Below are 13,365 nucleotides of genomic sequence, written 5' to 3'. Positions count from 1 at the left end.
GAAAGTAGCGCACACGTATCCCCACAGGGTTCGTTCAACGTAGGTAAACCGTAAAACAGAGCCAGTTAACCCCTTTCCCTGCGGTTCAGGAAGCAGAGCCATCCGAACTGACATGCGGGATCTGCCTGACCAACCACTGACGCACATCGGAAACGATTGTAGGATTGCGCGGTGCGCGTGGCGCAACAGTATAAAACCCTTCCTCTGTGACCATCGAAAACGGGACCGGCTGACACAGGCGGTTCGCCTTGAGATCTGCATCCACAAACGCGCGATTGGTCAGGGCGACCCCCTGCCCCGCAAGAGCTGCGTCGATCGCCAATGAGGTCTGGCTGAACGTTATGCGTCTCATCTCAGAACTCGTGCCACCCAATGCTTTTTCAAGAAACAGCGGCCACCGCCCATGCGTGTCTTCCAGCAACACATGGTGGCATAAGTCCTGAGGGGCAGAGATCGGATACTGCCCCTTGCATAGATCAGGATGGCAAACTGCAATCACTTCGGACGCAAAAAGAGGCTCTGCCACCAAGCCAGGTCCAAACGGGGGCGTTCCCAACCTAATCGCAATATCCACCCCATCCGTTTGGAAGTTGGACAGCGTGTTTGAGGCATCAAGCCGAATGCGAATATCAGGGTGTTCTTGGGCAAATGCCCCAAGTCGTGGCACCAGCCATTTTGTGGCAAAGGACGGTGTTGTGCTGATGGTCACAACAGCCTCCCGAGGAGAGAGGTTTTCTGTAGCCTCTGCAATCAGATCAAAAGCACGGCGAACAGGTGGCAGGTACCGTCGACCTTCATCTGTCAAAGAAAGCCCGCGCGCGCGACGTTCAAACAGTTTGATTTTCAACAAGGCTTCTAGCGCGCGAACATGTTGTGCAATAGCGCCCTGTGTTACGCCAAGCTCCTCTGCCGCACGGCTGAATTTCAAATGCCGCCCCGAAGCTTCGAACGCCTTAAGTGAATTGAGCGGCGGCATCTCACGCATGGACAAGCTCCCTAAGGTGATAGTTATTCTACAGCATTAACGCAGAATTACTGATTGGTCAAAACCACCAGACGGGCTCAGATTAAGCACAGAGTAAATGTTAGAACCCACGGAGAAGAAAATGGCTGACACAAAAGTAGCGATCATCACGGCCGGTGGCAGTGGCATGGGGGCAGACAGCGCACGCAGGTTGGCCGCAGATGGGTTCAAAGTTGCGATCCTGTCCTCCTCAGGCAAGGGCGAGGCTCTGGCAGCAGAGTTGGGCGGCATTGGCGTAACAGGATCAAACCAGTCAACTGGTGATCTGACCCGACTGGTCGATGCCACCATGGAAAAATGGGGGCGCGTCGATGTGCTGGTCAACTCCGCCGGGCATGGCCCCCGCGCACCGGTGCTGGAGCTGACCGATGAGGATTGGCACGTTGGCATGGATGTCTATTTCCTGAATGCAGTCCGCCCAACACGTCTGGTTGCCCCGATCATGATTGCGCAAAAATCAGGAACGATCATCAACATTTCCACCTTTGCAGCCTTTGAACCGGACCCGGTTTTTCCCACCTCTGGCGTGATGCGCGCAGGCTTGGCTGCTTTCTCGAAACTGTTCTCGGATAAATACGCCGCTGACAATGTCCGCATGAATAACGTTCTGCCCGGCTTTATCGACAGTCTGCCAGAAAACGCTGATTTCAAGGCTAAGATCCCGATGGGCCGATACGGCAAATCTTATGACGAAATAGCCGCCACTGTCGGATTCCTCGCATCAGAGGGCGGTGCCTATATCACTGGACAGAACATTCGGGTCGACGGCGGCATCACACGCTCGGTTTGACCCACGCAGTCAAAAGGTCCGCCTAGGGTCAACAAAACGCAGTATTCAGCGATCCAAGGTGTATGCTTTGGATCGCTTCGTCGCATCATGACCGTTCACGCTTTCGGCGGGACCTTGAACAGATCCTTGCGCAACGTCATCAGCGCACCCGGATCAATCCGGGCTTGAATGACAGTTGTCTGCTTCGAAGCGATCGCCGCTTCCAATGCGGGTCCCATCCCCCCCGGCCCGTCTACCCAAATCCCTTTTCCGCCGCACAGTTCCGCGAATTTGTCGTATCGGGGTGATTGAATTTCTGCACCCATCAGGCGACCGCCGTAGAACTCTTGCTGATACGCTTTCTCGGCTCCCCATGCCTGATTGTCCAAAACGATCACCACGATGGGCAATTCATTCTGTATGGCGGTCTGGATTTCGATCATCGTATACCCAACAGCGCCGTCGCCCATGATTGCAACAACGGGTCGCTCGGGTGCTGCGGCTTTGGCACCGATGGCGGCAGCCAGACCAAACCCAACAAGGCCAAAGTCCAACGGTGTAATCAGCGACATCGGCGCATAATGGGCCAGTCGGTCAGCCGCCTGCAGACACGTGTTGCCCGTATCCAAAGTCACAATCGCATCTTTCGGCAAAGTGGCGCGAATTTCCCCCAAGGCCCGGCGCGGGTGCATCGGCACTGTCTCAAGCCCCGCTTCAACCTGCCGCTCTGCGGCAAGGCTGGCCAAGTCTGCCTGAAACGCTGCGCGCCACTCATCACATGACGGGCGCCTGGTAATGTCGATCAAAGCCTCCGCGGTCAAACGGGCATCGCCCTGCGCCGCGATCTCGGCTGGGAAATAGCGCCCCACGGCCGAACCTTCGACATCCACGTGAGCGATGCGCGTGTCCGCACCGACATAGTCGTTGGAATGAAAGGTCGAGTTGAACCCCAGACGTGCGCCCAGCACGACCATTACGTCAGCCTCCTTGGTCAAACGACTGGCGACCCTATTGCCACGCGGACCCGCCTGCCCTGCAAACCAAGGGTGACCGTGACACATAACATCCGCATGTCCGGTCGAGGCGACAACAGGGATTTCTAGCTTTTCAGCTAACGCCGTCAGCGCCTCGCGCCCAGCGCCCCACTTAAAGCCCCCACCGGCAAAGATCACCGGGCGTTCCGCTTGGGCCAAAAGATCGGCCATGGCATCCACATCTGATGGCGCCGCGGGACCGGGGCGGGCGATGTTCACCGGCTGCGGTGTGACCCCGGGAATATCCGTAGCAAACAGATCACGCGGGACATGCAGCACCACAGGACCGCGTCGCCCGGTGTTCGCAAGCCGGATCGCATCTTCGAGCATGGGCGCCAATCGCGACGGGTCGGTGACCATGACAGATCGCTTTGAAATCGGCGCAAACAGCGCCACCTGATCGATTTCCTGAAACGTATCCTTGCACTGATCCGACCGGGTAATCGCACCTGCGATCACCACAAGCGGGGAATAGGCCAACTGCGCTTCGGCCACAGCTGTCACGATGTTCACAACGCCCGGCCCGGCCTGAGCCCCCAACACAACACCCGGTTTGCCCGTCATCCGGGCCCATGCATCCGCCATATGCCCCGCTGCACGTTCATCGCGCGCGCCGACATAGGCAATATCGCCCCCTTGATACATCGCATCGTAAAGTTCCAACATCGACCCACCCAACAAGCCAAACACAGTGTCGATGCCGTTGGCCTTTAGGACGCGGTACACGGCTTCGCCGCCATTAATGGTTGTCATGATTTCAGTCCTCGGATCGGGGGCATTGGTTTTGGGGATCAAACAGGGCTTGGGGGTGAACAGTCACGGGAATATCGCGGTTCTGGATTTGTACGCTCAAGCCAGTGGACGGCGTGCCCTTGCGCACGAATAGCCAGCCGAGTGATTTTCCGATTGTGTACCCATACCCACCTGACGTGGTCTGACCGACCGGTTCCCCATTAAACAGAACAGGTTCCCCGCCGTGGATATCGATGTCATCGGCATGGAGCTCGGCGTAGAATAACTCCCATTCTGGCTCGCGGTTGAGCAGCGCCTCACGCCCGTTGAAATCACGCCCCTCACTGACGACAAAGCGGTCCAGTCCAACGTCCAATGGGCCAACATCCGTGGTCAATTCGCCACTGGCCCGATACGCTTTTTCCAGACGCATCCCGTTAAATGCATAAGACCCAATATCTGTTAAGCCATGCGGTTCCCCCGCCACAAACAGCGCGTCATACAGCACGCCGATCTGATCCAGCGGCGCGTGCAGCTCCCAGCCCAGCTCTCCCACAAACGAAACCCGCAAAGCATAGCAATCGATACCCGCCACGTTGATTTCCTGCCCCGAAAGCCACGGAAACGCTTTGTTAGACAGATCAACATCAGTCAGCCCTGACAGAATGCGGCGCGACGCAGGACCAGACATGGCCAACATGCCCCAATCACTGGATCGGTTGATCATCTGAACGTCTTCGTCATCCCGGATATGCGCTCTTATCCACTCGAAATCAGGGGTCGCACGCGCAATCGGTGATCCGGTGAAATACCGATCTTCAGCGATGCGCCAAATCGTGATTTCCGTTTCAAATCGACCATGTTCAGTCAGCAAATGGTTCAGGCTCATCCGGCCGTCTTTGGATGGGATGCGGTTGGTTGAAAGACGATCCAAAACAGCGCCCGCGTCCTTGCCGATGATTTCGAACTGCGCAAATGCACAGAGATCAATCACCCCCGCAGCGGAACGGGTGGCCTTGGCCTCGGCCATGGCGTTTGCATGCCAAGACTGGTGCCCCCATCCGATCTGCTCGACTTCACCAACCGCGCCAAAGTACCGAGGCCGTTCCCAACCCGAAACCTCTCCAAACACCGCGCCCTTGGCGGCGAGACGGTCATACAGAGGGTGACGTTTCAAAGGGCGCAGGCTATTGAACTGCTGTCCCGGGCTGGGCGTATCGTGGCGGCGCATGAATTCATCTTTGGTGCGCTCCACGATGAAGGTATCACTGGCAAAGTCCCCATACCGGCGTGGATCGAACCCGCGTGTGTTGATCTCGGTCTCGCCATGCACCATCCAATCCGCCAGCACTTTGCCTCCGCCACCGCCCCAAGCCAGCCCAATCGATGATCCACAAGAGAGCCAGACATTCGGCGCTCCAGACGGGCCAACAAGCATTCCCCCGTCAGGGGTATGGGTGATCGCACCGCGCACCACCCGCTTGATCCCCAGCTCTGCCAGAATTGGCATCTTGCTGAATGCCACCAAGAGAAAATCGCCAATCGAGTCATAATCCCCCTGAAATAACTCGTTCTCTGCCGCCCAAGGCGCGCCTTGGGGCATTTCCCAGACGGTGGGGCAGACATGGCCCTCATAAATACCGATCAGCCCAGATTTCTGTTCCTGCCGGATATAGCCGCCAAAGGCATTGTCCCGCATCACGGGCAATTCCGGGCGCCCTTCGAATTCGGGGACTGTATCCGTGACCAGATAATGGTGCAGGCAGGATACACTGGGAATCTTGAGTCCAAACCATTCGCCAACCTGATTGGCATAAGACCCGGCGGCGATGACAACATGTTCGGCCAGCACATCGCCCTTTTCGGTTTTCAGCAGCCACATATCCCCTTTGCGAGAGGCCCCGATAACACGGTTGTTCCGCTCAATCACGGCACCCCGTGCCCGCGTCGCTGCCGCCAGCGCCATTGTCACACCGGAGGGGTCGATATGCCCGTCCGCATAGGTTCGGATCGCCGCCTTAACATCATCCACCTTGTAGAATGGGTTGGCTTTTGCCACCTCTTCCGGTCCGACCAGATCCATTGGCAGGCCCAGTAGCTTTCCCACTCCCATGATCGAGTTCATCCAGTCGACTTCGGCATCCGTTGTGGCGATGCGCAAACCCCCGACTTCGTGCCAGCCAATGCTTTGCCCGGTCTCTTTCTCAACCCGTTTGTAGGTCTCGATGGATGTTTTGTTGATCCAGCCCATCACCCGACTGCCCACCGCATGGGCAATCTGCCCAGCCGCGTGCCAGGTCGAGCCGCTGGTGAGCTCTGCCTTTTCAAACAGGATGCTATCGGTCCAGCCATTTTCAGCCAATTGGAACTGGGCCGCGACACCCATAATGCCACCGCCGATAATGGCGACCTGAGTGGTTCGGATACCCTCGCTCATACGAACGCCTCCTTTGCGGGTTTGAGTGAAGCTTTTGCACTGAAGCGGGTGCAGGCGATTTCCACCTCAAACCCATCCACAACGGTGTGTGTGTCCAACTGATCCAAAGGGGCGGTGACCATCGCCAGCGCGACCGAGCGACCAAAGCGATAGCTCCACGCCGCGGATGTAATCTGTCCAACGACCTGCCCGGCGAAATAGATCGGTTCATCGTGGATCGGGATCGCATTCGGGTCATCAAACAGGATCGACACAATGCGGCGATTGACGGCCCTATCCTTGACTGCCTCTTCGCCAACAAAGCCTGTGCCAAAGGCACAGAACGCGCCCAAACCAGCCTCTTGCGGCGTTGTACCGGGGGACAGTTCATGCCCAAACGCGCGATACCCGCTCTCGATCCGCAGACTGCCGCTGGCATACAGTCCCGCGTGGGAGGCACCGGCAGCGACAAGCGCCTCGTGTGCCGCCATGGCCATGTCGGATGGGATGTACAATTCGTACCCCTCTTCGCCAGTAAAGGACAATTTCCCAACCCAACAGCGTGCAAGACCAATTTCAAACGGTGCAAACTGGAACCTCTTCAACACTGGGAAGTGTACATTGGTGGTGGCCTGCAAAACACGTTTGGCGTCCGCCCCAGCCAAACCGAGGATGGCATATCCGCTGGTCACATCAGTGAATTCAACATGGTGGGAGCCCTTGGTTTCCCGCATCCCCTTAAGCACACGAACGACCTCAGCAGCGCCTACAACAAGCAGATAGCAGTCCGCCCCGTGCCGCTGCACGGTCAGGTCGCTTTCCACGCCGCCTTGTGCGTTCAAGATCTGCGTATAGGCAATGCGACCCAGTGCGACGTCCATCTGGGCCGCGCACAGGTGATTGAGGAACGCACAGGCATCCGGCCCCTGCACCATGACCTTGCCAAAGGCGCTTTGGTCCAGAATGGCGGCACCGGTTTTACACGCCTCGACTTCTTGCCCGACTTGATCGCGCCACGTAGGGATACCAAAGCTCAGCGGAAAATGTACGTTTTCACCGCCAAAGTGTACGACCCGTTCCCATCCCCCGCGCGCCTCAAATCGCGCGCCAGCGGCCACAAGCCCTGCATGGATCGGGGACCGGCGCTGGCAGCGTGCCGTCTCCATCGACCGGCCCGGATAGGGGTTGTCGTAGTGCCGCCCAAGAACCTCGGGGATGCGCGCCTCGAGCGCGCCCAACACATTCATTTCGGGACTGAAGCGGCGAATATCGACTTCGTTCAGTTCCATTGTGGGTTCACCTGCGATGATCCATTCCGCCATCGCTTTGCCAGCCCCACCGGCCAATGCGATCCCCGTCGAATTCATCCCACCCATCAAAAACAGGCCGGGCACTTCGGGGCTTTCGCCAAGCATGAACTGACTATCCAGCGTAAAGCTTTCCGGCCCATTCAGCAGCATGCGAACCTCGGCCTGTTCCAATGCAGGAATTCGGCGCAATGCGTTTTCCATCATTGGCATAAAATGGTCCCAATCTTCGTCGAGCAGGTCGAACGAAAAATCGGCAGGCAACCGGCTCATTGGCAACCCCTTGGCATGTGGTTCAAACGATCCGACGAGCAACCCTTCGACGTCATCACGGGCATACAGGAACGCGTCCTGATCGTTTAACGTTGGCAGGTGCGCGCCCTTGCCCAGCGCCTGCACCTCGGCCAGCGGTTTGGTCAGAATATAGAAATGTTCACAGGCATAGAGCGGCATGTGGGCACCTGCCATTTCGGCCACGTCGCGTGACCACAGCCCGCAGGCGATCACCACCTCGTCCGCTTCGATCACATGCGGTCCGATTTCAACGCCAGATATCCGCCCGCCTTTCTTTTGCAACCCCGTGACGGCGGTATCTTCAAAAAACTTAACACCACGCGATTTGGCCCCTTTTGACAGAGCCAACGCCACATCAGAGGGATTGACCCGCCCATCTGATGGGGACCAAACGGCCCCGATCACATCGTCCACTTCAATCAGCGGCCAGAGATCTTTGGCGCGGGCGGCATCCACCACCTCGGCCTCGAGCCCAAAGGCGCGGCCCAGTGACACCTGACGTTTGATGTTCGTCAGCCGATCCGGGTTTGTTGCAAGTGTCAGAGACCCGGTTTGGGTCCACCCGGTGGCCTGACCTGTTTCACGCTCCAACTCACCATATAGATCGATGGAATAGTTGATGAGCTTGGTCAGAGTGGCAGACGGGCGCAATCGCCGCACCAACCCAGCAGCGTGCCACGTGGTCCCGCTGGTGAGTTTGGACCGTTCCAGAACAACGATGTCTGTGCGCCCTTCGCGGGCGAGATGATAGGCGATGGAACACCCGATGACACCGCCACCGATGATGACGGTCCGCGCATGTGTAGGCAAAGTCACGACAGCACTCCGTCGTGGATCATGGCGGTCAGGGTGGCGCAGAACCCATCCAGCGCTTCGTCAATCAGGTCTGGGGTATGGGCCGCCGATGTCAGGCCCGAGGTATAGGCCATCAGGTCAACACCGTGTTCCAGCATGCCATCGCGGTAGGCTTTGACCTGCGGTTTGGGCAAGCTGCGGATCTGGGCCGCTGACAACCCATCCAGACTGGTCCGACCAAAATACAAATGAAAGATTGAGCTTTCGCCATAGGCCAGCCCAACCACGCCAAGATCATGCAGGGTCTTGTTCATACCATCGCGCATGCGGGTTGCCATGGCATCGGCCTGCGCCTGCGCCTCACCCGTTGCCAATAATGGCATCGCGGCGCAGGCAGCCGCAGCGACCAGCGGGGAGCCATTGAATGTCCCTTTGTGGCTGACGGCTGGAGCAAGCCCCTCACGCTGGGTTTCGTTGTTCATCAGCTCCATGATTTCGGCACAACCACAGACAGCCCCGCCGGGCAGACCACCTGTCACGGTTTTGGCGAGCGTGGTCAGATCCGGCACGATACCGTCCCGCGCCTGACGCCCACCGGGGGACCAACGGAAGCCCGTTATGATTTCATCAAGGATCAGCACCACCCCGGCGGCGCGCGCAACGTCATGCAAGGCGCGCAGGTTTTCGGTGGCAAGCGGAACACAGCCATAGTTTGCCCCTGATGCCTCGACGATAACCGTCCCGATGCGCGCATCCTGCAATATCGCTTCCATCGCTTGGGGATCAGGCGAGCACACATGGATCAGATCATTCACGGCATCCGGAATACCAAGAGAAGAGGCCCGATCGCTGCCCGGCATAGCGCCCTTTAAGGCATGGTCGTGCCAGCCATGAAAATGCCCATCAATGCGCAAAACATGATCCTTGCCCGACCAAGCCCGCCCCAACCGCAGGGCCAGCATCGTGGCTTCGGTTCCCGAGGCTGTAAAGCGGGTGCGTTCTGCCGAAGGATACAGATGATTGACCCATTCTGCCCACGTCGCCTCAGCCGCGTGACAATCTGCGGAAAAGATCGACCTTTCAGCCTGTTTTTGGATGGCTTCAACAATGGCGGGGTGGCAATGGCCCAGCATCTGGCTGGCGGATCCCATCTTGAAATCGATGTAACGGCGCCCTTCTACATCCCATTTTTCAGCGCCCTTAGCATGGTCGATAAAGACAGGATGCGGGGTGCTATATCGCAATTCGTGACTGACACCGCCGGGCAACGCGGCCCGGCTGCGGGTAGAAAGATCTGTGTTGCTCATGCCGATCTGCCGATCTGTTCGCGTGTCAGACGGATGTTGAAGCTGGCGCGCACTGAGCGGTCAACGGCATCCGGAATGTGGGTTGGAAAATGACTGGCCAAGAGGTCACGTGCCTTTTCCCGGGCAACGTCGCCAATCGGTTGTGCCCCGTCTTCCTGCCATTCACGCGGGGTGCGGCGGTCTCCGATATCGGGGTAGTAGTAATCCGACTTCATGCGGTTGAATGTGTGTTTTTCACCCAAATAATGACCCTGGCCCCGGCAAACTTGGGCAATCACGTCGGCTGCGATGTTGTCAGGTGTAGCTTCGATACCGCGTATCGTGCGCAGGATATTCCCGAGCAGATCATTGTCACTGACATAGGCCGCATGGCTGACACCCAACAGGCTGGCCTGCATGCCTGCAGCCTGTGTGACAATGTTCGATCCCGCATGGGCCGCCATTGCCACCGCGAGCGATTTTTCCGCGCCATATTGCGCATCAAGACATTTGGAGTCCGTGATCCCCGCGATGGATGAGGTTGGCAGGTCGAAATGTCGGCCCATTTGCGCCGCCCCTGCCATCAAGATCGCCTGTTCACCGCCGCCCCCGCACATCGAGCCCGTGCGCAAATCCGCGACAAGCGGTTTGGGGGCAAAGATCGCTTTAACTTCGGGATCGACCAGCTGTGCAAACACCAAACCCGCCAAGGTTTCCGCCACGGCCTGCACCAAAGACCCTGCGATGGTAGCCGGACTTGTGGCACCAGCCTGGCCTGCACTGATCAATTGAACCGGAAATCCAGCCTTGATCGCGGCCTCTAACACCTCGCAGGCTTCCTCCGCAAAGCGCATCGGTGGCACCACATGGCAAACCATCACCGTCAGGAACGGACGCGTGCGAAACGCCGCTTCGCCGCCGGCAATAGCATAACACAGCGCAGCAATGGCGGGCACGTTTTCGGGCTCACTGATCGAGATCGAAACATGTTTGGACGTGCCCATCAAACAGGCGTACGCAGTGTTGAGATCCATCTCGGCGTTGTCGGGAATATCACGGGCCACCACGGATCGGCTGAAATGGTGGATATTGTCCATCTGATCAACAATACGGGCCGCATCATAGAGGTCGGCCAACGTTGAATCCCGATAGTCCCCGGTTTCAAGGTCAAACACACCCGGAGCCGCCCCGCCCGTGGACATATGTACGCGGGCCCCATAGATCCGCAGATCCCGTTCCGGGGTCTGACCACACAGGGTAAATCCCCTTTGCGCGCTATCTATCGCGCCCATAACCAAGTCACGGGGGAACAACAATCTGCCGTCTTCGGTCAACGTCCCCCCGGCGGCAGTAACCTTTTCGATCATGGATGTAATGGCCTGGCTCAGCCCCAGGGTTTCCAACAACGACAGCGCAGTTTCTTCGACCAATGCGACCTCTTGCGGTGACAGCGGCTTAAGCCGTGCCCCTAAAACGCCGGGCCACACCGGTGGGTTGTCATCGGGAATATCCGCTTGGTTCAGGCGTTCCTTGCGACCGCGCCGTCGGGGTGTTGCTGCCATTGTCTCATGAGTCCAACTTGTTGCTTTCCAACGATGCAAAGAAAGAAGCCGCTTTACAAATGGTCATTCCTCAACCAGAGATGAGTTAAACTCATCTGTGAGGTTTATGTGTTACCGTCTCTCTCAGCGTTGCGGGCGTTTGATGCGGCCGCCAAACGCGGCAGCTTTCGCGCCGCGGCCGAGCATCTGTCCGTCACACCAACAGCCATCAGTCACCACATTCGGGGGCTTGAGGATCAGTTGGGCGTCAAACTGTTTGAACGGGCCGGTCGTGAGGTTGCGCTGACCGAGGATGGAAGGCGTCTGGCTGACACGACACTGCAAGCGTTTGGGATGCTCGACGAGACGGTGCGCGCCTTACGGCGCACCTCGCGCAAAGTGGTGCGCCTTGCAGCAGGTCCAATTTTCACCGCGCGCTGGCTTATGCCTCGGATCAGCGACCTATGGGACCAACATCCAAAGATCGAACTGGAGGTGGTCCCCTCCTATCGCCCGCGCATGGGGGATCAGACCCATGCGGATATCGTGATCAGCTGGGAACGTTTGGGGGATATGCCTGAGCGGGCTGACAAACTTCTTGAATTGCGCCCGGTGGCCATCGCAAGCGAGGACTACATTCTGCAGCATGGCCCTATAAGAGATCCTTCCGAGTTGCTACAGAAACCCATTTTACACCAACGCAACCATTGGGGCTGGTTAGATTGGTTTGCCGCGATGGGTGTTCAGCCCAAAACTCAGTTGCGGGGGGCTGTTTTTGAAGATGCCAATATCTTGCTGCGGGGCGCCGCCGAAGGGCAAGGTGCTGTTGTTGGCTGGCTGCCTCTGATTGATCAAGACCTGAGAGAAGGGCGCGTTGTGCGCCTGTTTGACGAGACGATCACGCCCACACATGGGTATTTTGTCGAAAGCCGGGACCGGGCGCAGACTCGTCCTGAGACCCAAGATGTCATAGATTGGCTATTGTCGCAGAACCGAAAATCCGCACAGGATTAAGCGCCCCACAATATTGGTGAGTAGGCGCCGCCGGTATCAGGCCCGTCGTCTCAGGAGATGCTCATCGCCGCGTTCCAAGGCGGCTGCTCCACTCACTGTTGAATACACCTTGGACGCCGTTTCCGAATAATAACTGCTCTCGGAAACGTGTAGATCTTCATCCTTCAGCCATGGTCTATGGAAAGCTGAATAGCCTTCTTTAGCCATGCGGATCGAAGGCAGCCGTGTTTGTCTGCGGCCATGCAAACTGAAACACTTATGTGGGCCGTGGGGCGGAACATACAGGAAAAACGTCGTGTCGACGACAGCCTTGAAAACGCCCGGTTCCAATTCTCGCTTCCAGTTTTTCCGCTCTACTTCGCGGACGGTTCTGTTCAGATAGGCAGGCCGATCAAGATCAATGTACTCGGGGTTAAGATCCAGTGCCAAACCGACTTTGAGGCGCCGATACCACCGTCCTATTCGAAACATGTTCGTGAGGAAGAGAGGGTCAGGGTTTTCAGGCAACAACAGGTCAGGGTCTGTGAAAATGAAACCATCATAGGTTTCCGGCAGTGCTGACATTTTTTCCAACGTTCGGCGTGGCCCGGCATTCACCCCCATACGGTGCAGGGTGGCGCGGCGTTTAAAAGCCCGGGTTTCGAAATAGGCTAATAGATCCGGATGGTTCGAGTCATTATCCACCACTGTGACATTGCGAAACCCGTTCCGACAGAACCAATGAAGGGTATCACGCAAATACGTTAGCTGATTGTACGAATTGATAAATACAGGAATTCTGCCACGAATTTTTCGTTCGGGCATACCTGAATAGGCACTCGAGATGATGTTCTCGGCAAGTTCTGCTGTCATGGCACCAAAAGCCTGTATCGTTTTTTTGAATTAAGCTTGCCCCAACCAAACTGCTCTTTGGCTGCCTGCACGCAGGCCTGAACGACACAAGACTTATTCTTTTAAAGAATTATGCGTCTGATGTCGGGCCTCTGACAAGCCCTCGCAAAATATCAACTAATTTATGGAAATTTTTAGAAACTTAAATGTCACCCCTATGACCAAACTGCAGAAAGCACCCACTTGCCTGATAAGAGAATGGCATTACTGCGCCCCAAAACGTGGCAACACACATTGGGGCGCAAAAAGATTGCCGTCTACG

Annotated in this window: 9 protein-coding genes; 2 read left to right on the top strand and 7 right to left on the bottom strand. The window is 57.2% G+C overall.

The annotated features are described in order from the left end of the window. Nucleotides 1–85: 85 nt before the first annotated feature. A complete protein-coding gene (gene gcvA / locus ABWV33_RS18075; protein ID WP_353332761.1) occupies nucleotides 86–985 on the bottom strand; it encodes a transcriptional regulator GcvA in 900 nt (299 codons plus the stop codon). A 121-nt stretch (nucleotides 986–1,106) separates the two neighbouring features. Here gcvA and ABWV33_RS18070 point away from each other — a divergent pair, with 121 nt between their 5' ends. Then, nucleotides 1,107–1,814: an SDR family oxidoreductase gene (locus ABWV33_RS18070; protein ID WP_353332759.1), complete on the top strand. Its 708-nt coding sequence runs from the start codon at nucleotides 1,107–1,109 to the stop codon at nucleotides 1,812–1,814. A 95-nt stretch (nucleotides 1,815–1,909) separates the two neighbouring features. On the opposite strand, the gene ABWV33_RS18065 is transcribed toward ABWV33_RS18070, so the two are convergent. Genes ABWV33_RS18065 through ABWV33_RS18045 form a run of 5 tightly spaced genes read right to left on the bottom strand, consistent with a single transcriptional unit; the run spans nucleotide 1,910 to nucleotide 11,219 of the window. After that, nucleotides 1,910–3,580: a thiamine pyrophosphate-binding protein gene (locus tag ABWV33_RS18065; RefSeq protein WP_353332757.1), complete on the bottom strand. Its 1,671-nt coding sequence runs from the start codon at nucleotides 3,578–3,580 to the stop codon at nucleotides 1,910–1,912. A gap of 4 nt (nucleotides 3,581–3,584) precedes the next feature. Next, nucleotides 3,585–5,996 carry a GcvT family protein gene (locus ABWV33_RS18060; protein ID WP_353332755.1) on the bottom strand — a complete coding sequence of 804 codons (2,412 nt, stop codon included), beginning with the start codon at nucleotides 5,994–5,996 and terminating at the stop codon, nucleotides 3,585–3,587. Next, nucleotides 5,993–8,392 (bottom strand): GcvT family protein, encoded by a 2,400-nt coding sequence (locus tag ABWV33_RS18055; protein WP_353332753.1) that lies wholly within the window; start codon nucleotides 8,390–8,392, stop codon nucleotides 5,993–5,995. The genes ABWV33_RS18060 and ABWV33_RS18055 overlap by 4 nt, the downstream gene beginning before the upstream one ends. Continuing rightward, a complete protein-coding gene (locus tag ABWV33_RS18050; RefSeq protein WP_353332751.1) occupies nucleotides 8,389–9,678 on the bottom strand; it encodes an aspartate aminotransferase family protein in 1,290 nt (429 codons plus the stop codon). The genes ABWV33_RS18055 and ABWV33_RS18050 overlap by 4 nt, the downstream gene beginning before the upstream one ends. After that, nucleotides 9,675–11,219, bottom strand: a complete 1,545-nt coding sequence (locus tag ABWV33_RS18045) for a trimethylamine methyltransferase family protein (protein ID WP_353332749.1) — start codon at nucleotides 11,217–11,219, stop codon at nucleotides 9,675–9,677. Before ABWV33_RS18045 ends, ABWV33_RS18050 begins: the two co-directional genes overlap by 4 nt. A 108-nt stretch (nucleotides 11,220–11,327) precedes the next feature. On the opposite strand from ABWV33_RS18045, the gene ABWV33_RS18040 reads away from it, so the two are divergent. Then, nucleotides 11,328–12,212 (top strand): LysR substrate-binding domain-containing protein, encoded by an 885-nt coding sequence (locus tag ABWV33_RS18040; protein WP_353332747.1) that lies wholly within the window; start codon nucleotides 11,328–11,330, stop codon nucleotides 12,210–12,212. Nucleotides 12,213–12,248: 36 nt separating this feature from the next. Here the strand turns inward: ABWV33_RS18040 and ABWV33_RS18035 are convergent, their stop codons facing one another. Continuing rightward, nucleotides 12,249–13,064, bottom strand: a complete 816-nt coding sequence (locus ABWV33_RS18035) for a hypothetical protein (RefSeq protein ID WP_353332745.1) — start codon at nucleotides 13,062–13,064, stop codon at nucleotides 12,249–12,251. Nucleotides 13,065–13,365: the final 301 nt, after the last annotated feature.

The organism is Phaeobacter sp. NW0010-22 (assembly GCF_040365955.1).
In the GTDB taxonomy this organism is placed as follows: Bacteria; Pseudomonadota; Alphaproteobacteria; order Rhodobacterales; family Rhodobacteraceae; genus OMPR01.
The sequence above is the reverse complement of the archived record's forward strand: the minus strand, read 5'-3'. Positions and strand labels throughout refer to the sequence as shown.